Raw genomic sequence first — 21,346 nt, 5'->3', positions numbered from 1 at the left:
CGCAGGCAGCGCCCGCGCCGGTGGCCGCGGCGGCGCCGACGCCGCCGACCGCGCCGGCCGCATCGGCCGAGCCAGCCTACTCGGCCTCGCTGCTCGGCCCCGGCACCGTGCTGACCAGCTACGGCGAGATCAACTACAACCGGCCGACGCGTGCGAACCAGAACACGCAGGTCGACATGCGCCGCTTCGTGCTCGGCTACCAGCACCGCTTCGACGCGAAGACCAAGGTCGTGACCGAGCTCGAGGTCGAGCACGCGGTCTCGTCGGCCAGCGACCCCGGCGAGGTCGAGGTCGAGCAGGCCTACATCGAGCGCCAGATCACGCCGACCTGGGCGGCGCGCGCCGGCCTGTTCCTGATCCCGGCGGGGCTGCTGAACGAGAACCACGAACCGACCGCGTTCTACGGCGTCGAGCGCAACTTCGTCGAGACCGCGATCATCCCGAGCACCTGGCGCGAAGGCGGCTTGCAGCTCGTCGGCAGCTTCGACAACGGCCTGACGGTGCAGGGCGGCATCACGACCGGCTTCGACCTGAACAAGTGGGACGCGGCCTCGGGCGAAGGCAAGGAATCGCCGCTCGGCTCGATCCACCAGGAACTCGCGCTCGCGAAGGCCCACGACCTGGCGCTGTTCGGTGCGCTGAACTGGCGCGGCGTCCCCGGCCTGCTGGTCGGCGGCTCGCTCTTCACCGGCCAGGCGACGCACGCGCAGGCGGTCGACAAGGCGCGCATCACGCTATGGGACATCCATGCACGCTGGACGCCGGGCCGCTGGGACTTCTCGACCGTCTACTCGCGCGGCACCATCTCGAACACCGCGGCGCTGAACGCGGCGCTGGTCGGCAACCCGACGCTGATCCCGAAGTCCTTCGACGGCTTCTACGTGCAGGGCGCCTACAAGGCCTGGTCGCACGAGGACTACGCGCTATCGCCGTTCGTTCGCTGGGAACAGTTCAACACCGCCAAGTCCTACGCCGATCTCGGCGTCGGCCTGACGCCGGAGGCAGGCCGCGCCGAGCGTGTCGTCACCGTCGGCGCGAATTTCCAGGTCTCGCAGGGCATCGTGCTGAAGGCCGACTACCAGCGCTTCCGCGAGAACGCCGACCTGAACCGGTTCAACCTCGGGCTGGGCTGGAGCTTCTGATGCGCGTGGTGCTGGCGACCTCGGTGCTGGCCGCGGCGGCCGTGCCGGCCAGCGCGTTCGCGGTCGACTACCTCAGCGCCGAGCAGGCCGCGAAGCTGATGTTCCCCGACGCCGATGCCTTCGAGGCCCGCAACGTGACGCTCGATGCGGCGCAGCTGCAACAGCTCGAGGCACAGGGCGTGCGCGGCCGCTCGGCGAACTGGCCGGTGCGGATCGCGAAGCGCGCCGGCGCGACCCTGGGCTTCGTCGTCACCGACGCGGTGATCGGCAAGGTCGAATTGATCGACTATGCGGTCGGCATCGCGCTCGACGGCAGCGTCAAGCAGCTCGAGATCCTGTCGTACCGCGAGAGCCACGGCTTCGAGATCCGCCTGCCGGCCTGGCGCAGGCAGTTCGTCGGCAAGGACAGCGCCGCGCCGCTGCGCGTCGGCGACGACATCTCGAACATCAGCGGCGCGACGCTGAGCTGCAACCACGTGACCGACGGCGTGCGGCGCATCGTCGCTGTGGTGGCGCTGGCGCGGCGCACCGGCGCATTGGCGTGAACACGTCGCTCGCCTCCTCGGGACCGTGGCTGCGCCGCGCGCAGCCGCTGCTCGGCACGCTGGTCGAGATCGGCGTCGCCGGCAGCGGCGAAGCACACAGCGCCGCGCTCGATGCGGCCTTCGGCACGTTGCGCGAGCTGCAGGCCTGCCTGTCGCGTTTCGAGGCGGACAGCGACATCGCACGCTTTCATGCGCTGCCCTGCGGCGGGTCGCTGGCGCTGCGGCCAGCGACGCAGCAGGTCCTGGCGGCTGCGCACGCGCTGCGCACGGCCAGCGATGGCGCGTTCGACATCAGCCTCGGCACCGCACCGCGCGGCTGGCAATGCGACGCTGACCGGCTGCACAAGCTCGACGATGCGGTGCGGCTGGACCTCGGCGGCATCGGCAAGGGCTATGCGGTGGATCGCGCCGTCGACGTGCTGCGCGCACATGGCTGCGCCGCCGGATGGGTCAACGCGGGCGGCGACCTGCGCGCGTTCGGCGACGCCGAGCTGCCGGTCCGGCTGCGCGACGAGGCCGGTGGCGGCGCGCGAGCGTTCGCCACGCTGTGCGATGGCGCATTCGCGACCAGCCATTTCGATCGCGACAGCCGTTCGAGGCTTGCCCGAGGCCGGTGCGAGCGCACGGCACGCGCGCTCCACAGCATCGCGGCGCGCGCGCACGTCAGCGTCGCGGCGCCGCTGTGCCTGTGGGCCGACGCGTTGACGAAGATCGTCGCCATCAGCGGCGATACTGCGCACCCGCTGCTCGCCCGCTTCGACGCGCAGGCCTGGATTCACTGAAACGACACCGCGCCGAACGGCATGGCCCGCCCGCCTCATCCCACCCCGCACCACGCGCATCGCCTGATCCGCTGGCAGCGCCTCGCGCTGTACCTGACCGGCGCATTGCTGCTGCTGACCGGCGCGGCCTGGCTCGCGATCCACTACAGCATCGGCGCCGGGGCCGGCGAGCTGCCGCACCCGCTCGAGGCCTGGATGCTGCGCTTGCACGGTCTCGCGGCGTTCGGCGCGGTCTTCGTGCTCGGCGCGCTGGCGGCCGCGCACATTCCGCAAGGCTGGCGCCTGAGCCAGCGCAGGCGCTGGGCCGGGCAGCGCAGTTCCGGGCTGCAGCTTTGCGCGGCCGGCGCGCTGCTGGTGCTCAGCGGCTACGCCTTGTTCTATTTCGCGCCCGAGTCGGTGCGGCCCGCGCTGGGCTGGGCGCACACCGCCATCGGCCTGGCGATGGCGGCGCTCGTCGCGAGCCATCGGCGCGGCGTTTGACGCGGCGCAAACGCTTTACACATTTCGACCAGGGTCACACGCCCCGGTGCGGAACTTCAGAGCCAAATGAGAGACAATCTCATTTGCATGCGCATTCCGATGCGCGCGCTCCTCTGCCCGGACCACCATGCTGCTGAACGAACTGACCAACGGCGCGCACGCCATCGTGACGCGCGTCGTCTCGACATCGAGCGATGTCGACGCGGTCGCGTTGCGCCGCCTGGCCGAGATCGGCTTCATCCCCGGCGAGCCGGTGCAGCTGCTGCGGCGCGGCCCGGGCGGGCGCGAACCGCTCGCGGTGCTGATCGGCGACACGATGTTCGGCCTGCGCCTGCTCGAGGCGCAGTGCATCGAAGTCCGGGTCGAAGCCCAGGCTGCCTGAGAGGTCCGAGAGCCGCCCATGTCGCAGACCTCGCATCCGGCCCTCGCCAGCACACCCTGGAGCGTTGCGCTGGTCGGCAACCCGAACTGCGGCAAGACGGCGCTGTTCAACCTGCTCACGGGCGCGCGCCAGAAGGTCGCGAACTACGCCGGCGTGACGGTCGAGCGCAAGGTCGGCACGACCCGGCTGCCCGACGGGCGCAGCGTCTCGGTGATCGACCTGCCCGGCGCCTACAGCCTGACGCCGGCGACGCCCGACGAGCAGGTCACGCTCGACGTGATCGAGGGCCGACGTCGCGGTGAAGATGCGCCGGACGCGGTCATCGCGGTCGTCGATGCGACGAACCTGCGCATGAACCTGCGCCTGGTGCTCGAACTCAAGCGCATCGGCCGGCCGATGATGGTCGCACTGAACATGGCCGACGTGGCGCGCGCGCAGGGCCTGAACATCGACACCGCGAAGCTCTCGGCCGAGCTCGGCTGCCCGGTCGTCGAGACCGTCGCGGTCCGGCATGACGGCCATGCACAACTGCTTGCGCTGATGGCACGCGAGTTCGCCGCTGCGCCGCCCGCGATGGCCGCGGCCGTCGGCGGGCCCTCCGCGTCCAGCGCGCCGGCCGAGCTGCAGCGCGAGGTGCGGCGCATCCTCGCCGCTGTTGCAACCACGGTGGAGCCCGGCATCACGACCGAGGCGGCGCATGCGAAACGCTTCCACCACCGGCTCGACGCGGTGGTGATGCACCCGGTGTGGGGTCTGGCGATCCTCGCGGTCGTGCTGTTCCTGATCTTCCAGGCCGTGTTCTCATGGGCCAACGTGCCGATGGACGCGATCAAGGCGAGCATGGCCTGGCTCGGCGAACAGACCACCGCGCACATGGCCGACGGGCCGTTGCGCTCGCTGCTGGTCGACGGCGTGATCGCCGGCGTCGGCAGCGTGATCGTGTTCCTGCCGCAGATCCTGATCCTGTTCTTCTTCATCCTGATCCTCGAGGACTCGGGCTACCTGCCGCGCGCTGCATTCCTGCTCGACAACCTGATGGGCAAGGTCGGCCTGTCGGGGCGTGCGTTCATCCCGCTGCTGTCGAGCTTCGCGTGCGCGATCCCGGGGATCATGGCGACGCGCACGATCGCGAACTGGAAGGATCGCCTCGCGACGATCATGATCGCGCCGCTGATGACCTGCTCGGCGCGGCTGCCGGTGTATGCGCTGCTGATCGGGGCGTTCGTGCCCGATCGCAGCGTCGGCGCCTTCAATCTTCGCGGGCTGACGCTGTTCGGGCTGTATGTCGCCGGCGTGGTCTCGGCGATGGCGGTGGCCTGGGTCTTCAAGCGCATCTGGATGAAGAGCCGCTACCAGCCGCTGATGCTCGAGCTGCCGCCGTACCGCATGCCGGGTGCGCGCAACCTCGGGCTCGGGTTGCTGGAGCGCGCGCACATCTTCCTGGCGCGCGTCGGCGGCATCATCTTCGCGCTGATGGTGATCCTGTGGTTCCTGTCCAGCTACCCGGCGCCGCCGCAAGGCGCGACGGGCCCGGCGATCCAGTACTCGATCGCCGGCTGGCTCGGCCAGGCGCTGCAGCACGTGTTCGCGCCGATCGGCTTCAACTGGCAGATCTCGATCGCGCTGGTGCCGGGGCTGGCGGCGCGCGAGGTCGCGGTCGGCGCGCTCGGCACCGTGTACTCGATGTCGTCGGCGGCCGGCGGCGAAGTCGCCGACGCGCTGGCGCCGGTGATCGCCAAGGGCTGGTCGCTCGCGACCGCGTACTCGCTGCTCGCCTGGTATGTGTTCGCGCCGCAGTGCATCTCGACGCTGGCGGTCGTGAAGCGCGAGACCAACTCCTGGCGCTATCCGCTGCTGATGGCCGCTTACCTGTTCGCGCTCGCCTATGCGGCGGCGTTCGTCACCTACCGCGTCACGCTCTGGCTTGGAGGCTGAATGATGCAGACCCTGATCGTCGCGCTGCTCGTTGTCGCTTGCGTCGTCTACGCGAGCTGGACACTGATGCCCGCCGCGGCGCGCCGTGCGCTCGCGCGCTCGCTGCTGAAGCTGGCGCCGCCGGAGGCGCTCGCCGCAAAGCTGCGCCGCGCCGCCACCGCGTCAGCGGGCTGCGGCTGCGACGGCTGCGATCACGCGCCGGCGAAGGCTGCGCCGAAGACGGCGCCGCAAGTCGTGACCTTCCACCGCCGCGCGCGCCACTGATCAACGCTTGGGCGCCAGGCCCATCGCCTTGTCGCCCAGGCCCATCGGCAGCGGGAAGTGCGTGGTCTCTTCGACGCCCGCGAGCTTGCGCACCGAGACCGCGCCGAGCGCGCGCAGCCGTTCGATGACCTGCTGCACGAGGATCTCGGGCGCCGACGCGCCGGCGGTCAATCCCACGCGACCCTTGCCCTCGAACCACTCGGCCTTCAGATCGTCCGGCGAATCGACCATGTAGGCCGCGGTGCCGAGGCGCTGCGCCACTTCGCGCAGGCGGTTGCTGTTCGAGCTCGTCGGGCTGCCGACGACGATCACGACGTCGACGGTCGGCGCGAGCACCTTGACCGCATCCTGGCGGTTCTGCGTCGCGTAGCAGATGTCCTGCTGTTTCGGCTCGCGCACCTCCGGAAAGCGTCGCTTCACCGCGCGCAGGATCTCCGCGGCGTCGTCGACCGACAGCGTCGTCTGCGTCACGACCGCGAGCTTGGCGGACTGCGCGACCTGCACGCGCTCGACATCGGCCACGTCCTCGACGAGGTAGATGCCCTCGGTCAGCTGGCCCATCGTGCCCTCGACCTCGGGGTGGCCCTTGTGGCCGATCATGATGAAGTCGTAGCCGAGGCGGTGCAGCTTCGCGACCTCCATGTGGACCTTGGTCACGAGCGGGCAGGTCGCGTCGAACACGCTGAAGCCGCGCGCCGCGGCCTCGCGGCGCACCTGCTGCGACACGCCGTGCGCGCTGAACACCAGCGTCGCGCCGGGCGGCACGTCGTCGAGGTCCTCGATGAAGATCGCGCCCTTCGCCTTCAGGTCATTGACGACATAGGTGTTGTGGACGATCTCGTGGCGCACGTAGATCGGCGCGCCGAACTTCGTCAACGCGCGCTCGACGATCTCGATCGCGCGGTCGACGCCGGCGCAGAAGCCGCGCGGCTCGGCCAGCACGATCTCTTGCAGTTCGGCATTCATCAAAGCACCCCGATCAATTGCACTTCGAAGGTCACCGGCCGACCGGCCAGCGGGTGGTTGAAGTCGAACACGAGCACGTCGCCGTCGACCTCGCGCACGACGCCCGCGTAGGCGCCCTGCCCGTCCGGCGTCGGGAACTGGACCACGTCGCCGACCCGGTACTGCTCGTCCGGGTCGCCGAGCTCGTTCAGCAGCGAGCGCTTGACGCGCTGCAGCAGCTCGGGGTTGCGCTCGCCGAAGGCCTCGCCGGCCGCGAGCTCGAACGAGCGGTGCGTGCCTTCGGCCAGGCCGAGCAGGCGCGCCTCCATCGCGGGCGCGAGCTCGCCGGTGCCGAGCGACAGGGTCGCGGGCTTGTCGTCGAAGGTGTTGATGAGGTCGGCGCCGTCGGGCCCCGACAGCCGGTAGTGCAGGGTCAGGAACGACCCCGGTTGGACTTGGTTCAAGCGAAATCCTGACAAGGCTGGGTGCCGATAGACTGGGGCGATTTTACGAGCCGGCCGCAATGCCCTTGGCTTGCCACTTTTCCTGCCATCGATCCATGGTGCTCAAGGACATCCCCGCCGCCGCGCGCCCGCGCGAGAAGCTGCTCGCCAACGGCGCGGCCGCGCTGGCCGATGCCGAGCTGATCGCGCTGCTGCTGCGCACCGGGCTGAAGGGCATCTCGGTGCTGCAGCTCGCGCAGCAGATGCTCGATCGCTTCGGCGGCATCCAGGGCCTGCTGCATGCGCGCGCCGACGACCTCAAGGCGATCAAGGGCCTCGGCCCGGCCAAGCGCGCCGAGATCGCCGCGGTGATCGAGCTGGCGCGCCGCGCGCTGCTGCAGGAGCTCGCCGCACGTCCGGCATTCGATTCGCCGGCGAAGGTCAAGGACTACCTGAAGCTGCAGCTCGGCAGCCGTCGGCACGAAGTCTTCGCGGTGCTGTTCCTCGATGCCCAGACGCGCCTGCTGAAGCTCGAGGAGATGTTTCGCGGCACGCTGACGCAGACCAGCGTCTACCCGCGCGAGGTCGTCAAGCGTGCGCTCGACCTGCACGCCGCGTCGGTGATCCTCGCGCACAACCACCCTTCCGGCGCGGCCCAGCCGTCGAAGGCCGACGAGTACCTGACGCAAACCCTGAGCGCCGCGCTGAGGCTGGTCGACGTGCGCGTGCTCGATCACTTCGTCGTCGGCGAGAACGAGGTGATCTCGTTCGCCGAACGCGGGCTGATGTGAGGGCCACACGATGAAGGCGCGCACGCTCGGCGAACTCGGCGCGATCCGCCAGACGCTGCAACAGGCGCGACGCGACGCGGCCGAAGCGGCGCGCCGCGAACGCGAGCGGCTCGCACGCGAACAGCGCGAGCGCGACCTGTTCGCGCTGACGGTCGGCGCGGTCACGCCGCTGCGCGCGGTCGCCGTCGCGCCGGCGCCGGCACGACCGCCGGTGCGCGCCCGCCAGCGCGAGCGCGACGAGGCCGCCGTGATGCACGAGGCGATCTCCGACGAGTTCGATGTCGAGTCGCTGCTCGACACCGATGACGCGCTGAGCTTTCGCCGGCCCGGCATCGGCCCCGAAGTCGTGCGCAAGCTGCGCCGCGGCGTCTGGGCCATCCAGGCCCAGCTCGACCTGCACGGCCTGCGCCGCGACGAAGCACGCGAGCGGCTCAACCGTTTCGTGCTCGAGGCGCGCCGTGCCGGGCTGCGCTGCGTGCGCGTGATCCACGGCAAGGGCAACGGCTCGCCGGGCCGCGAGCCGGTGCTCAAGGCCAAGGTCAAGACCTGGCTGGTTCAGAAGCAGGAGGTGATCGCGTTCACGCAGGCGCGGGCCTCGGATGGCGGAACCGGCGCGCTGCTCGTGCTGCTCGGGCCGAGCGCGCCTCGATCGGCCTCGAACTAGGCGCCGCTCTGGTTGCGCATCCAGTCGGCGGTGCCGAAGAACGATTCGGCCAGGCGCTGCGCGAGCGCGGGTTCGACCTGCAGTTCGGCCATCGCCTGCTGCATGCACGCGAGCCACTGATCGCGCTCCTTGATGCCGATGCTGAACGGCAGGTGCCGCGCGCGCAGCATCGGGTGGCCGAAGCGATCGGTGTAATGCTGCGGGCCGCCGAGCCAGCCGCACAGGAACCAGAACAGCTTGTCGCGCGAACCGGCCAGCGAAGTCGGGTGCAGCGCGCGCAGCTCGGCGAACCGCGCATCCAGTTCCATCAGGTCGTAGAAGCGATCGACCAGCGCGCGCACGCCGGCCTCGCCGCCGATGCGCTCGAACGGTGCCGCCACGGGCTTCTCGGATTCGCTCACGGCGCGATCTTCGCAGCGATCGCCTCGACCGCCTGCGCCGCATCGCAGCCCGGCAGCAGCTCGAGCAGCAGGCGGCGCTTCTGCACGGCCTCGCGCACCGCGGGGTCGAGTGGCACCTCGCCGACGAGCACCAGCGTCGGCGCCGCGCTGCCTTCGGGCAGGGTCGGCGCGACGAATCGGTCGACCACGAGCTGCAGCTGGTGCCGGATCACCTTGCCTTCGCCGATGCGCCCGACCTGGTTCACGACGAGCCGGATCTCGCGCCGCTGCTGCTGCGTGGCCAGCACCTTGATCGTCGCGTAGGCATCGGTCATCGAGGTCGGCTCGGGTGTCGCGAGCACGAGCACGTCGTCGGCCAGCGAAACGGCGTAAAGCACGACATCGGAGATGCCGGCGCCGGTGTCGAGCAGGATATGGTCGTAGCGCGGCGCGAGCGTGTCGATGATGCGCTGCAGCTGCTCGCGCACCTCGGGCGTCAGCCGCGAGTACTCGACCATTCCCGAGCCGGCGAGCAGCACCGAGAAGCCGCCGGGTGCCGGCAGGATCGCATCTTCGAGGGGGACCTTGCCGGTGAAGACGTCGTGCAGCGTGATCTTCGGGTGCAGGTTCAGCACCACGTCGAGGTTCGCGAGACCGAGATCGGCATCGAGCACCAGCACGCGCTGACCGCGCTTGGCCAGTGCCGCGGCGAGGTTGGCCGACAGGAAGGTCTTGCCGACGCCCCCCTTGCCGCTCGTGATGGCCATGATCCTGGCCCTGCGCCCATTGCCGGTACTGCTCATTCGAACTCCGCGAACTTAGAGGTGCCGAACAGCAGGCCTTTCTCTTCGGCGCTGACGAGCGAGACGGTGGGCTGTTCGAGGCAGGCGCAATTGCGGCCCTCGGCCTTCGCGCGGTAGAGCTGCTGATCGGCGCGCTCGATCCACAGCGGCGCGCTCGAACGCACCCACTGCGGCGCGAACGCCCCGCCGATGCTGACCGTCACGTGCACCTGCTGGCCCGCGCTGATCGCCACCGCGCGGTTCTGCACCTTGTTGCGCACGCGCTCGGCCACCGTGAGGCCGAACGACGGCGGGCAGTTCGGCAGGATCATCGCGAACTCCTCGCCGCCGAAACGCGCGACCGTGTCCATCGGGCGGATGCAATCCTGCAGTGCCTGCGCGACGCCCTTCAGCACGAGGTCGCCGGCCGGATGGCCGTGTGCGTCGTTGACGGCCTTGAAATGGTCGATGTCGATCATCAGCACCAGCGCGGGCTCGCCGGCACGTGCGACGCGGTCGATCTCGCTGGCCAGCGCGAGCTCGAACTGGCGCCGGTTCGACAAGCCCGTCAGCGGGTCGCGGCTCGAGAGCTCGCACAGCGCGTCGATCACCGCCTGCATCCAGACGACCGGGCCGACGGCATGCCGATCGGGCAGCTCGCGGCCCGATTGCTGGAGCAGCTGCAGGGCGGGCGCCAGCCGCAGTCGCGCGGCATCGGGTGAATCGGGTTCGGTGGGGGAATGCACGAAAGCGGCGCCGCGCTGCGGGGGAATGCAGTCGAGTCTAGCAGCGAGCCGTCGTGTCAATCCCCAGAATTGCATGGGGAACGGGGGCGGTTTCAAGCGCCGGCCGCGAGCGCCGCCTCAAGACTTCGCCGCCTGCGCCGATATGCCAGCAACGACCGGCCCGGCGAAGGCGGGGTCGGCCAGAGACCCTGCCATCCGGAGAGATCATGAGCGCCGCCCTGTCGTTTGCCCCAGCCAAGGCGCCGCCGCCCGCCACCCATCCCGCCGAAGGCAACAGCGAGTTCAGCTTCGACGCGCGCGATTTCGACCGCGTGCGCCGCCTGATCTACGACCGCGCCGGCATCAGCCTGCACGCAGGCAAGCAGGCGATGGTCTACAGCCGCCTGTCGCGCCGCCTGCGCGAGACCGGCCATCGCTCGTTCGGCACGTACCTGCAGTGGCTCGACGCCGCGGTCGGCACGGAGGCCGACGACGAATGGCAGGAGTTCGTCAACTGCCTGACGACCAACCTGACCTCGTTCTTCCGCGAGTCGCATCACTTCGACGCGCTCGCCGACGACCTGAAGGCGCGCGCCGGCAAGTCGCTGCGCATCTGGTGCAACGCCGCGTCGACCGGCGAGGAGCCGTACACGATCGCGATGACGGTCGCCGAGGCGCTCGGCGCGAACGCCGACGCGAAGATCGTCGCCAGCGACATCGACACCAAGGTGCTCGCGACCGCCGCGCGCGGCGTCTACCCGATCGATGCACGCGGCCTGAGCCCCGAGCGCCAGCGCCGCCACTTCCTGCGCGGCACGGGTTCGAACGGCGGCTTCATGCGCGTCAAGCCCGAGTTGGCGCGGCTGATCGAGTTTCGCGCGCACAACCTGATGGATGCGCGCTGGTCGCTCGGCGAGCCGTTCGACATCGTGTTCTGCCGCAACGTGATGATCTATTTCGACAACGCGACGCAGCGCCGCGTGCTCGGCCAGATCCACGGCGTGATGAAGCCCCGGGGCCTGATGTACGTCGGCCACTCCGAGAACTTCACGGATCTGAAGGATTCGTTCCACCTGCGCGGCAAGACGATCTACGAGCGGCTCTGACCCGCCGCCTCGCAGCGCCGCGCACCCGGCTCAAGCCGCCCTCGCCCCGAGCCGATACCCCACCATGTCCACCCTCGCCAGCGGCATCGCGCCGCGCCCCCAGCCCGACCGCCTGCAGGCGCTGAAGGCCAAGTCGCGCAAGCCCGGCGAAGCCTCGTTCTTCTTCTACGACGCGTTCTTCAAGAACGACGCGGTGAAGATCCTGCCCTGCGAGTACTTCGTCTACCACGAAGACATCCTGATCATGACGACGCTCGGCTCGTGCATCGCCGCCTGCCTGTGGGACCGCGAAGCCAAGATCGGCGGCATGAACCATTTCATGCTGCCCGAGGGCGACGCCGGCTCGGGCCGCTACGGCTCGTACGCGATGGAGCTGCTGATCAACGAGATGATGAAGCAGGGCGCGACGCGCGCGACGATGGAGGCCAAGGTCTTCGGCGGCGGCCAGGTCATCGACGGCATGAACACGATGAACATCGGCGAGCGCAACACCGCGTTCATCGTCGACTACCTGAAGACCGAACGCATCCCGATCATGTCGAAGGACGTGCTCGGCATCCATCCGCGCAAGGTGTGCTTCCTGCCGGCCAGCGGCAAGGCGATGGTCAAGCGGCTCGCCTCGGCCAACACCGCGGCGCTGGTCGCGCAGGACCGCGCGGCGGTGCAGCAGGCCGCGCCGCAAAGCACCGGCGGCGGCTCGGTCGACCTCTTTTAGGAGCGGCAGGCGATGGCCAAGACCCGCGTGGTGGTGGTGGACGATTCGGCGCTGGTGCGCAGCCTGCTCGGCGCGATCATCAACCGCCAGCCGGACATGGAGTGCGTCGGCGCAGCGGCCGATCCGCTGATCGCGCGCGAGATGATCCGCGCGCTGAACCCGGACGTGATCACGCTCGATGTCGAGATGCCGCGCATGGACGGCATCGACTTTCTCGGCAAGCTGATGCGGCTGCGGCCGACGCCGGTCGTGATGGTCTCGACGCTGACCGAGCGCGGTGCCGACGTGACGCTGCGCGCGCTCGAGCTCGGCGCGATCGACTTCGTCGCGAAGCCCAAGGTCGGCGTCGCCGATGGGCTGCGCCTGCTCGCCGACGACATCACCGACAAGGTTCGCATCGCCGCGCAGGCCCATCTGCGGCGCCCGGTGGCAGCCGCCGGCGCCAGCAGGCCGGCGAGCGACAAGCCGGCCGCGCCGGTGAGCGCGATCGGCCGGCTGTCGACCGAGAAGATCGTCTTCATCGGCGCCTCCACCGGCGGTACCGAGGCGACCAAGGAAGTGCTCGTGAACCTGCCGCCCGATTGCCCCGCGATCGTCATCACGCAGCACATGCCGGCGGGCTTCACGAAGAGCTATGCGGCACGGCTCGACGGGCTGTGCCGCATCCGCGTCGCCGAGGCGCGCGACGGCGAGCGCATCCTGCCCGGTCACGCCTACATCGCGCCCGGCGGCACCGCGCACCTGAGCGTCGAGCGCTCCGGAGCGAACTACATTGCGCGCGTCGTCGATGGCGATCCGGTGAACCGGCACCGGCCGTCGGTCGAGGTGCTGTTCAAGTCGGCCGCGCGCGTCGTCGGGCCGAACGCGGTGGGCATCATGCTGACCGGCATGGGCGCCGACGGCGCGAGCGCGATGAAGGAGATGCGCGACGCCGGCAGCTACAACCTGGTCCAGGACGAGGCGAGCTGCGTCGTCTTCGGCATGCCGCGCGAGGCGATCGCCGCCGGCGCCGCGAACGAGGTGCTGCCGCTGACGCAGATCGCGCCGCGCCTGATCGAGCGCCTGCGCAGCAGCTCGGGGCTCACGCACACGCGCGTCTAGGCAGAGCGCGGGGACGCGCCGCGGCCGCAGGCAGAATGCGGAGCCACGCCGCAGCCGACGTGCCGTCACGCGCGCTGCCATCCCGGAGTTGACGCTTGATGACGCCGTCCGCCGACCCGCCCTGCCCGGTACCGCCGCTGCGCGGCGCAGCCTCGTGCTGAGCTTGCCCGGCTACGAGCGCGTCCTGCTCTTCGACCAGGACCTGCGCCACCGCGTCTACCGCGGCATCGATCGACACGACGGTGCGGCCGTGATCCTGAAGACGACGGCGAGCGATGCCCCGCAACCGCGTGCCCTCGAGCGGCTGCGCCTCGAGCACGCGATCCTGCGCGACCTGCACGCGTGCGACGGCGCCGGCGTGCCGCGGCCGCGTGCGCTGCTGCCGCGCGGCCCCTCGCTGGTGCTGGTGCTCGACGACGTCGGCGGCCAGCGGCTCGACGCGCTGCTGCGCGCCGCGCCGCTGTCGATCGAGCGCTTCTTCGCGATCGCGCTGCCGCTGGTCGACGTGCTCGATCACGTGCACCGCGGCCGCATCGTGCACCGCGACCTGCGACCGCGCAACGTCATCGTCAACCTCGCCAGCGGCGAGCTGCAGCTGGTCGAGTTCGGCGCGGCGTCGCGCCTGCTGCGCGAGCCGAGCCTGCCGTTGCCGCCCGAGCAGCTCGACGGCACGCTCGCCTACATCGCGCCCGAGCAGACCGGCCGCATGAACCGCGCGGTCGATTACCGCGCCGACTTCTACGCGCTCGGCGCGACGTTCTGCGAGATGCTGACCGGCGAGGCGCCGTTCGACGCGCGCGACGCGCTCGAGCTCGTGCACTGCCACCTCGCGCGCGTGCCGGTGCCGGCGATCGAGCGCCGGCCGGACATCCCGCAATCGCTCTCCGACATCGTCGCGAAGCTGCTCGCCAAGCTCGCCGAGGACCGCTACCAGAGCGCCGCCGGGCTGCGCGCCGATCTGCAGCGCTGCCAGCGCGAGTGGCGCGCCGCGGGGCGCGTCGAGCCGTTCGGGCTCGGCAGCGACGACGTGTCCGACCGCTTTCAGCCGACGCAGCGCCTGTACGGCCGCGAGGCCGAGGCCGCCACCTTGCTGGCCGCCTTCGAGCGCGTCGCATCGAGCGGCCGGCCCGAGCTGATGCTGGTGGCGGGCCAGGCCGGCATCGGCAAGTCGATGCTGGTCGGTGAACTGCACCAGGCGATCGTCGCGCAGCGCGGCGACTTCGTCGACGGCAAGGTCGACCAGTACCGGCGCGACCTGCCGCATGCCGCGCTCGCCGAGGCGCTGCGCGGGCTGGTCCAGCCGCTGCTCGCCGACACGGACGCGCGGCTGGCGGCGTCGCGCCGCCGCATCGTCGACGCGCTCGGCGACAACGCCCAGGTGATCGTCGAACTGGTGCCGCAGCTGCACCTGATCATCGGCGCGCAGCCGCCGCCGCCCGACTTGCCGGCGGATCGGGCCCAGCACCGGCTGCAGCGCAGCGTGCGGCAGTTCATCTCGGTATTCGCGCGCGTCGAGCACCCGCTCGTGCTGTTCCTCGACGACCTGCAATGGGCCGACGCCGCCAGCCTCGAGCTGCTGGCGCAACTGGTCGGCGATCCACAGACGCAGCATCTGCTCGTGCTCGGCGCTTACCGCGACAACGAGGTCGGCACCGCGCACCCGCTGACGGGCCTGCGCGCCGCGCTCGACAGCCGCGCGGTCCCGAACGCCACCGTCACCCTCGCGCCGCTGCAGCCGGCACAGATCACGCGCATGCTGGCCGACACCTTGCACTGCGGGCTCGCCCAGGTCGCAGAACTCGCGCAGGTCGTCCACGCGAAGACGCGCGGCAATCCGTTCTTCACCTGCCAGTTCGTCACGATGCTGCACAGCGACGGGCTGATCGGCTTCGACCGCGCGCAGCGGCGCTGGGTCTGGCAGGCACAGCAGATCGCCGCGCGCAACTTCACCGACAACGTCGTCGAGCTGATGCTGGCCGAGATGATGCGGCTGCCACCCGCCACGCGCGACGCGCTCGCGCTGGCCGGGCTGCTCGGCCACCGCTTCACGCGCGCGACGCTGGCGCTGGTCAGCGAGCAGCCCTTCGCCGACACCGAGGAGGCGCTGCGCCCCGCGCTCGAGGTGGGGCTGCTGGCGCGCTCGCCGAGCGCCTACCGCTTCCTGCACGACCGCGTCCAGGAAGCCGCCTGCGAACTCACGCCGCCGGCCGCGCGCGCGGCGCGGCACTGGCGCATCGCCTGCAGGCTGCACCAGGGCTTGAGCGCATCCGAGCTGGACGAGCGCAGCTTCGACATCGCCGAGCACTTCAATGCCGGCGCGACCGACCCGAGCGCGGCCGACGACCTGCCGCGGCGCCAGGCCGCGGCACGGCTGAACCTTCGCGCCGGCGCGAAGGCGCAGGCCGCGGTCGCGTACGCCGCGGCGGCGCGGCACTACCGCGCCGGCATCGCGCTGCTCGCGCCGACCGGCTGGGACGACGACTACCCGCTCGCCTTCGCGCTGCACCTGGGCCGCGCCAAGTGCGCCTGGCTGGCCGGCGAGTTCGACGCGGCCGCCGCCTGGATCGACGAGTTGCTGGCGCGCGCGCGCGACGACCTCGACTGGGCCGAGGGTGCGCACGTCGCGATCGCGCTGAACGTGAGCCGGCACGACATCGACACCGCCTGCCGGGTCGCGCTCGCGTGCCTGCGGCGCCTCGGGCTCGAGCTGCCGGCACGGCCGACGCGCGATCATGTGCGCGAGGCCTACGACGAGCATCTCGCGCTGCTCGACGGGCGGCCGATCGAGAGCCTGGCCGAGCTGCCGCGCATGACCGACGCGTGCCAGGTCGCCGCGCTGCGCGTGCTCGCGAGCCTGCACTCGGTCACCTTCTTCACGAACCGCGACCTGTGGGCGCTGCTGACCACGCGGATGGTGATCCTGACCCAGCGCCACGGTCACACCGACGCCTCGGTCAGCGGCTACGCGGTGTTCGGCAACATGATCGGCATGTACTTCCTCGAACGACGCAACGCCTACCGCTACGGCGAGCTCGCGTTCGAGCTGACGCGCCACCACGGCACGCCGCACGACGTCGCGATGGTGCAATACCACCGCGGGCTGATCGGCACCTGGGTGCGGCCGCTGCGCGAGGTCCAGGCGCTGGAGCGCGAGGCGCTGCGCGGCCTCACAGAGTGCGGCGACCGCATCGCCTCGTGCGTCTGCGCGCAGCGCCTGCTGATGGACGGCATCATGCACGGCGATCCGCTGGCCGAGCTCGCGTCGCGCGCCGACGAGTACCTTGCGATGGCGACGCAAGCGAACTTCGCGCAGAGCATCGATCTGCTGACGATCCGGCGCCAGCACATCCGGTCGCTGCGCGGTCTCACGCAGCGCCTGGGCAGCCTCGACGATGCCTCGTTCGACGAAGCGGTGTTCGCCGCGCGGTCGCTTCCGGGGAGCGCACCGATCTTCGCGTGCTGGTTCCACCTCGCGCGGCTGGCCGTGCTCTGCGTCGCGGGCGACGACGACGCCGGCTGGGCCGCGGCGCGTGCCGCCGAACCGCTGCTCGGCGCCGTCGCCGGGTTGTTCGCGACGCACGAGTACCACGTCTACGACGCCCTCTGCACCGCCGGGCGCTTCGGGCGCCTCGGCGAGGACGAGCGGCAGCCGGCACACGAACGGCTGCTCGCGCACGAGCGCCAGCTGCGCGAATGGGCCGAGCTGAATCCGGCGACCTTCGCGCACGCGCGGCTGCTCGTGACGGCCGAGATCGCTCGCATCGACGGTCGAGCGCTCGACGCGATGGCGCTGTACGAGCAGGCACTCGCGGCCGCACGTGCGCATGGCTACGCGCAGTTCGAGGCGCTCGCGAACGAGCGGGCCGCGAGCTTCTACCGCGCCAGCGGCGTCGTGCCGGTCGCCGACGCCTACCTGCTCGCGGCACGCGATGCGTACGCGCGCTGGGGCGCCGACGCGAAGCTGCGCCAGATCGACGCGGCCCATCCGCGGCTGGCACGTCCGCGCGAGCGCCGCGCCGAGGGCGACGACGTCACGCAGCTCGATGCGCTGGCGATCGTCAAGGCCGCGCGCGCGATCTCGGGCCCGATGCTGCCGGATCAGCTGCTGCGCGAGCTGCTGACCCTCGTGCTGCAGCAGGCCGGTGCGCAGTTCGGCGCGCTGCTGCTCGTGCATGACGACGCGCTCGCGCTCGCCGCCACGGCGCGCGGCGACGGCCCGCGCATCGAGGTCGCATTGCAGGGCGGCGCGCCGGCCGACGCCGCACCGGGCTGGTTCGCGAACAGCATCGCGACCTACGTGTGGCGCAGCGCCGAGCGCGTGCTGCTCGACGATGCGCGCACGCCGAACCGTTTCTCGGCCGACCCGGCGCTGGCCGGCGGCTCGGCGCGTTCGCTGCTGGCGCTGCCGATCGTGCGCCAGGCCGCCGTGATCGGCGTGCTCTACCTCGAGCACCGCGGCGTCGCCGGCGCGTTCTCGCGCGCCAGCGTCGCGGTCGTCGAGCAGCTCGCGGCGCAGGCCGCGATCTCGCTCGAGAGCGCGCGGCTCTACGCCGAGCTCGCCGAACAACGGCGCACGCTCGAAGCCCAGGTTGCGGCGCGCACGCTCGATCTCCAGCGCAGCGGGGCCGTGCTGCAGGCGATGCTCGACGGCATGCCGGCGCTGGTCGCGCTGAAGGGTCTCGACGGGCGCTACCTGATGCACAACCGGCGCTATGCCGAGCAGTTCGGTCGCGCCGGCGCCTCGCTGCTCGGGCTGCGTGCCGCGGACCTGATGCCGGTCGCGTTCGCGCAACGCTCGCAGCAGCAGGACAGCCACGTGATCGCGACCGGCGCCGGCCTCAGCGCCGAGGAAGAGGTGGCCGTGCTCGACGGGCTGCGAACCTTCCAGATCCACAAGTTCCCGGTGCGCGATGCGGGCGGCGCGGTCTATGCGGTCGGCTCGATCGCGATCGACGTGACCGCGCTGAAGAACGCCCAGGTCGATGCCGAGGCGGCGGCGCAGGCGAAGAGCCAGTTCCTCGCCAACATGAGCCACGAGATTCGCACGCCGATGAACGCGATCCTCGGCATGGCACACCTGGCGCTGCGCAGCGGGCTGAACGCGCAGCAGCACAACTACGTGCAGAAGGTCGAGCACTCGGCGCGCGCGCTGCTCGGGCTGATCAACGACATCCTCGACTTCTCGAAGATCGAGGCCGGCAAACTCGATCTCGAGACGCGTGCGTTCGACCTGCGCGAGGTGCTCGACAACCTCGCCAGCGTGATCGGCCAGGAGGCTGCCGAGAAGGGCCTGGAGCTGCTGTTCGACTGCGCGCCGGACGTGCCCGTCGCGCTCGTCGGCGACCCGCTGCGGCTCGGCCAGGTGCTGATCAACCTCGGCAACAACGCCGTCAAGTTCACCGAGCGCGGCGAGATCGCGGTGCGCATCGAAGTCGCCGAGCGCGACGCCGGCGGCGTGCTGCTGCGCTTCACGATGCGCGACACCGGCGTGGGCATGTCGGACGAACAGCGCGAGCGGCTGTTCCGGCCCTTCATGCAGGCCGACGCGTCGACCTCGCGGCGCTACGGCGGCACCGGCCTGGGCCTGGCGATCAGCGGCCAGCTGGTCAGGCTGCTCGGCGGTTTCATCGATGTGCGCAGCGCGCCCGGCGCCGGCAGCACCTTTCACTTCACCGCGCACCTCGGCCTGCCGGCCGCCGCGGCGGCACCGGCCGCGAGCGTCGCGCCCGAGGCGAAGCGCGTGCTCGTCGTCGACGACAACGCGAGCGCGCGCGAGATCCTGCTCGCCAGGCTGCGCCAGTTCGGCTGGCGTGCCGAGGCCGCCGAAGACGGCTGGGCGGCGATGCGCGAGGTCGCGCTCGCCGGCACCGACCCGTTCGACCTGATCCTGCTGGACTGGCAGATGCCGGGCGTGGACGGCGCCGAGTGCGCGCAGAAGCTCGCGCAGGCGCAGCACGGCGAGCGCCCGATCGTGATGATGAGCAGCGCGTTCGCGCGCGACACGTTGATGAAGCGGCTCGCGGCGCTGCGGGTCACGCCGAGCGGCGTGCTCGCGAAGCCGTTCAGCGCGTCGACACTGTTCGACGCCTGCATCGCAGCGCTCGGCGGCGGCAGTCGCGCCGATGCGCGCGGCCTGCGTCGCGACGAGCGCGCCGCGCCGCAGCCGATGCAACTGCATGGAGCGCGTGTGCTGCTGGTCGAAGACAACCTCGTCAACCAGGAACTCGCGCTCGAGCTGCTGCGCGACGCCGGCATGCTGGTCACAGTCGCCGGGCACGGCGGCGAGGCGCTCGCGATGCTCGACCGCAAGGCCTTCGACCTCGTGCTGATGGATTGCCAGATGCCGATGATGGACGGCTACGAGGCGACGCGCGCGATCCGCGCGCGCCCCGAATGGGCCGGGCTGCCGATCATCGCGCTGACCGCGAACGCGATGGCCAGCGACCAGCGCAAGGCGCTCGCCGCCGGCATGAACGACCACATCGCCAAGCCGATCGACGTGGGCACGATGTTCGGCACGATCGCGCGCTGGCTCGTCCCGGCAGGCGCGACAGCGCCGGCCGCGGCAGCGGCCACGCGATGCGCTGTCGCGCCAGCGGTCGATCCGCTCATGCTGCCCGGCATCGACAGCGCGATCGGCCTGGCGAGCACGGCCGGCAACGAGAAGCTCTACGCCGGCCTGCTGCGGCGCTTTCGCGATGCGCAGCGTGGCTTCCCCGAGGCCTTTCGCGCCGCGCGCGCGCGCGGCGACACGGTCGGCGCGACCCGCCTCGCGCACGACCTGCGCGCGATTGCCGGCACGCTGGGCGCGAAGGCGCTCGAACGCGAAACACAGGCACTGGAAGCCGCCTGCCGCGATGAGCTCGACGACGCCGCGATCGAAGCACTGATGGCGGCGGCGGCGCGCGAACTCGCACCGGTGATGACCGGCCTGGCGACGCTCGGCTGAAACCTAGGGCCTGTTAACAGGCCCTAGGGCAGAAACAGCGCCTGCAGGTCGTTGAGGAAGTCGAAGCCGCGCTCGGTCGGCCAGGCGCGCACAAAGTCGCGCGCGATCAGGCCCTGGCGCTCGGCCGCGTCCAGTCCCTTCGCCAGTGCGGTGAGCGGCAACCCGGTGCGCTCGGTGAAGCGGGCGAGCTCGAAGCCTTCCTTCAGCCGCGTCGCGTTCAGCATGAACTCGAACGGCAGCTGCTCGCGCGGCACGTCTTCGTCCGACGCGACCGCATCGCCGGCGAGCGCGCGGCTCATGTACTGCAGCGGCTCGCGGTAGCGCGTCTGACGCACCACCCGGTGCGGGAACGACAGCTTGCTGTGCGCGCCTGCGCCGATGCCGAGGTAGTCGCCGAACTGCCAGTAGTTCACGTTGTGCTCGCAGCGGTGGCCGGGCTTCGCAAAGGCCGAGACCTCGTAGCGCTCGAGGCCGGCCGCCGCGGTGCGCGCGGCGATCAGGTCGAGCATCTCGAACGCGGTGTCGTCGTCCGGAAGATCGCGCGGCGGGAACTTCGCGAACACGGTGTTCGGCTCGAGCGTCAGGTGGTAGACCGAGAGGTGCGGCGGTTCGAAGGCCAGCGCCTGCGCCAGATCGGCCTCGAATTCGGCCAGCGTCTGGCCTGGCAGCGCGTACATCAGGTCGAGGTTGAAGGTCTCGAACGCGGCGCGCGCCTCTTCGACGGCCGCGCGCGCCTGGGCGGCATCGTGCACGCGGCCGAGCGCGGCGAGCTTCGCGTCGTCGAAGCTCTGCACGCCGATCGACAGCCGCGTGACGCCGGCCGCCCGGTAACCGCGAAAGCGATCGCGCTCGAAGGTACCGGGGTTCGCCTCGAGCGTGATCTCGCAGCCCGCCTCCAGCGGCAGGCGCGCGCGGATGTCGGCGATCAGCCGGTCGATCGACGCCGGTGTGAACAGGCTCGGCGTGCCGCCGCCGATGAAGATCGTGTGCACACGCCGACCCCAGATGAACGGCAGCGCGGCTTCGAGGTCGGCGGTGAGCGCGTCGAGATAGCGCGCCTGCTCCAGTTCGCCGCGCAGCTCGTGCGAATTGAAGTCGCAGTACGGGCACTTCTTCAGGCACCACGGCAGGTGCACGTACAGTGCCAGCGGCGGCTGCGCGGCGAGCGACAAAGTGCCGGCGCGCATGTAGCGCGCGAGGCGGTCGGCCATGGGC

The 21,346-nt window shown here is 71.0% G+C and carries 19 protein-coding genes; 13 read left to right on the top strand and 6 right to left on the bottom strand.

Features of this window, described 5'->3' with window-relative positions; genetic code table 11:
* From AC1DTW_RS25815 to AC1DTW_RS25785, 7 genes are all read left to right on the top strand, one after another.
* On the top strand, window positions 1-1,142 hold a 1,142-nt coding region (locus tag AC1DTW_RS25815; RefSeq protein WP_477984468.1), incomplete at its 5' end, for a hypothetical protein.
* Window positions 1,142-1,687, top strand: coding sequence for an FMN-binding protein (locus AC1DTW_RS25810; RefSeq protein WP_477984466.1), 546 nt, complete (start codon window positions 1,142-1,144; stop codon window positions 1,685-1,687). The genes AC1DTW_RS25815 and AC1DTW_RS25810, both read left to right, overlap by 1 nt.
* A complete protein-coding gene (locus AC1DTW_RS25805) occupies window positions 1,684-2,469 on the top strand; it encodes an FAD:protein FMN transferase (protein ID WP_477984464.1) in 786 nt (261 codons plus the stop codon). Before AC1DTW_RS25810 ends, AC1DTW_RS25805 begins: the two co-directional genes overlap by 4 nt.
* Before the next feature lie 21 nt (window positions 2,470-2,490).
* Window positions 2,491-2,949, top strand: a complete 459-nt coding sequence (locus AC1DTW_RS25800; protein WP_477984462.1) for a DUF4405 domain-containing protein — start codon at window positions 2,491-2,493, stop codon at window positions 2,947-2,949.
* A gap of 127 nt (window positions 2,950-3,076) precedes the next feature.
* Window positions 3,077-3,331, top strand: a complete 255-nt coding sequence (locus AC1DTW_RS25795) for a FeoA family protein (RefSeq protein ID WP_477984460.1) — start codon at window positions 3,077-3,079, stop codon at window positions 3,329-3,331.
* Between the two features lie 18 nt (window positions 3,332-3,349).
* Window positions 3,350-5,266, top strand: coding sequence for a ferrous iron transporter B (gene feoB / locus AC1DTW_RS25790; protein WP_477984458.1), 1,917 nt, complete (start codon window positions 3,350-3,352; stop codon window positions 5,264-5,266).
* Entirely contained in the window at window positions 5,267-5,530 is a 264-nt protein-coding gene (locus AC1DTW_RS25785) for a DUF6587 family protein (RefSeq protein WP_477984456.1), read from the top strand.
* On the opposite strand, the gene ispH is transcribed toward AC1DTW_RS25785, so the two are convergent.
* Both ispH and AC1DTW_RS25775 read right to left on the bottom strand, forming a co-directional pair.
* Window positions 5,531-6,496, bottom strand: coding sequence for a 4-hydroxy-3-methylbut-2-enyl diphosphate reductase (ispH, locus tag AC1DTW_RS25780; RefSeq protein ID WP_477984454.1), 966 nt, complete (start codon window positions 6,494-6,496; stop codon window positions 5,531-5,533).
* Window positions 6,496-6,939, bottom strand: coding sequence for an FKBP-type peptidyl-prolyl cis-trans isomerase (locus AC1DTW_RS25775; protein WP_477984452.1), 444 nt, complete (start codon window positions 6,937-6,939; stop codon window positions 6,496-6,498). The genes ispH and AC1DTW_RS25775 overlap by 1 nt, the downstream gene beginning before the upstream one ends.
* A 95-nt stretch (window positions 6,940-7,034) precedes the next feature.
* Here AC1DTW_RS25775 and radC point away from each other — a divergent pair, with 95 nt between their 5' ends.
* On the top strand, window positions 7,035-7,709 hold the full coding sequence (gene radC / locus AC1DTW_RS25770) for a RadC family protein (RefSeq protein WP_477984450.1): 675 nt from the start codon (window positions 7,035-7,037) through the stop codon (window positions 7,707-7,709).
* Window positions 7,710-7,719: 10 nt separating this feature from the next.
* Window positions 7,720-8,373: a Smr/MutS family protein gene (locus AC1DTW_RS25765; protein ID WP_477984448.1), complete on the top strand. Its 654-nt coding sequence runs from the start codon at window positions 7,720-7,722 to the stop codon at window positions 8,371-8,373.
* On the opposite strand, the gene AC1DTW_RS25760 is transcribed toward AC1DTW_RS25765, so the two are convergent.
* The 3 genes from AC1DTW_RS25760 to AC1DTW_RS25750 are packed head-to-tail and all read right to left on the bottom strand — an operon-like array spanning window position 8,370 to window position 10,281.
* Window positions 8,370-8,774: a group II truncated hemoglobin gene (locus AC1DTW_RS25760; protein ID WP_477984446.1), complete on the bottom strand. Its 405-nt coding sequence runs from the start codon at window positions 8,772-8,774 to the stop codon at window positions 8,370-8,372. The two genes, AC1DTW_RS25765 and AC1DTW_RS25760, sit on opposite strands and share 4 nt — an antisense overlap.
* Entirely contained in the window at window positions 8,771-9,556 is a 786-nt protein-coding gene (locus tag AC1DTW_RS25755) for a MinD/ParA family protein (RefSeq protein ID WP_477984444.1), read from the bottom strand. The genes AC1DTW_RS25760 and AC1DTW_RS25755 overlap by 4 nt, the downstream gene beginning before the upstream one ends.
* On the bottom strand, window positions 9,553-10,281 hold the full coding sequence (locus AC1DTW_RS25750) for a GGDEF domain-containing protein (RefSeq protein ID WP_477984442.1): 729 nt from the start codon (window positions 10,279-10,281) through the stop codon (window positions 9,553-9,555). Before AC1DTW_RS25750 ends, AC1DTW_RS25755 begins: the two co-directional genes overlap by 4 nt.
* Window positions 10,282-10,487: 206 nt before the next feature.
* Here AC1DTW_RS25750 and AC1DTW_RS25745 point away from each other — a divergent pair, with 206 nt between their 5' ends.
* The 4 genes from AC1DTW_RS25745 (at window position 10,488) to AC1DTW_RS25730 (ending at window position 20,131) form a co-directional block, all read left to right on the top strand.
* Entirely contained in the window at window positions 10,488-11,366 is an 879-nt protein-coding gene (locus AC1DTW_RS25745) for a CheR family methyltransferase (protein ID WP_477984440.1), read from the top strand.
* Window positions 11,367-11,430: 64 nt separating this feature from the next.
* Window positions 11,431-12,081, top strand: coding sequence for a chemoreceptor glutamine deamidase CheD (gene cheD / locus AC1DTW_RS25740; RefSeq protein ID WP_477984438.1), 651 nt, complete (start codon window positions 11,431-11,433; stop codon window positions 12,079-12,081).
* Between the two features lie 12 nt (window positions 12,082-12,093).
* On the top strand, window positions 12,094-13,182 hold the full coding sequence (locus tag AC1DTW_RS25735) for a protein-glutamate methylesterase/protein-glutamine glutaminase (RefSeq protein WP_477984436.1): 1,089 nt from the start codon (window positions 12,094-12,096) through the stop codon (window positions 13,180-13,182).
* A gap of 154 nt (window positions 13,183-13,336) precedes the next feature.
* Window positions 13,337-20,131, top strand: coding sequence for a response regulator (locus tag AC1DTW_RS25730; protein WP_477984434.1), 6,795 nt, complete (start codon window positions 13,337-13,339; stop codon window positions 20,129-20,131).
* Window positions 20,132-20,154: 23 nt separating this feature from the next.
* Here AC1DTW_RS25730 and hemW read toward each other — a convergent pair whose 3' ends face one another.
* Window positions 20,155-21,342: a radical SAM family heme chaperone HemW gene (gene hemW, locus AC1DTW_RS25725; protein WP_477984432.1), complete on the bottom strand. Its 1,188-nt coding sequence runs from the start codon at window positions 21,340-21,342 to the stop codon at window positions 20,155-20,157.
* Window positions 21,343-21,346: the final 4 nt, after the last annotated feature.

The sequence above is a fragment of the Rhizobacter sp. P5_A1 genome, assembly GCF_056400745.1.
The sequence above is the reverse complement of the archived record's forward strand: the minus strand, read 5'-3'. Positions and strand labels throughout refer to the sequence as shown.

Coding starts and splice junctions, on each gene's coding strand:
- AC1DTW_RS25735 (WP_477984436.1), top strand. CDS start 12,094: ATGGCCAAGACCCGCGTGGTGGTGGTGGACGATTCGGCGCTGGTGCGC.
- AC1DTW_RS25785 (WP_477984456.1), top strand. CDS start 5,267: ATGATGCAGACCCTGATCGTCGCGCTGCTCGTTGTCGCTTGCGTCGTC.
- AC1DTW_RS25765 (WP_477984448.1), top strand. CDS start 7,720: ATGAAGGCGCGCACGCTCGGCGAACTCGGCGCGATCCGCCAGACGCTG.
- AC1DTW_RS25810 (WP_477984466.1), top strand. CDS start 1,142: ATGCGCGTGGTGCTGGCGACCTCGGTGCTGGCCGCGGCGGCCGTGCCG.
- cheD (WP_477984438.1), top strand. CDS start 11,431: ATGTCCACCCTCGCCAGCGGCATCGCGCCGCGCCCCCAGCCCGACCGC.
- AC1DTW_RS25800 (WP_477984462.1), top strand. CDS start 2,491: ATGGCCCGCCCGCCTCATCCCACCCCGCACCACGCGCATCGCCTGATC.
- ispH (WP_477984454.1), bottom strand. CDS start 6,496: ATGAATGCCGAACTGCAAGAGATCGTGCTGGCCGAGCCGCGCGGCTTC.
- feoB (WP_477984458.1), top strand. CDS start 3,350: ATGTCGCAGACCTCGCATCCGGCCCTCGCCAGCACACCCTGGAGCGTT.
- AC1DTW_RS25745 (WP_477984440.1), top strand. CDS start 10,488: ATGAGCGCCGCCCTGTCGTTTGCCCCAGCCAAGGCGCCGCCGCCCGCC.
- AC1DTW_RS25795 (WP_477984460.1), top strand. CDS start 3,077: ATGCTGCTGAACGAACTGACCAACGGCGCGCACGCCATCGTGACGCGC.
- radC (WP_477984450.1), top strand. CDS start 7,035: ATGGTGCTCAAGGACATCCCCGCCGCCGCGCGCCCGCGCGAGAAGCTG.
- hemW (WP_477984432.1), bottom strand. CDS start 21,342: ATGGCCGACCGCCTCGCGCGCTACATGCGCGCCGGCACTTTGTCGCTC.
- AC1DTW_RS25755 (WP_477984444.1), bottom strand. CDS start 9,556: ATGAGCAGTACCGGCAATGGGCGCAGGGCCAGGATCATGGCCATCACG.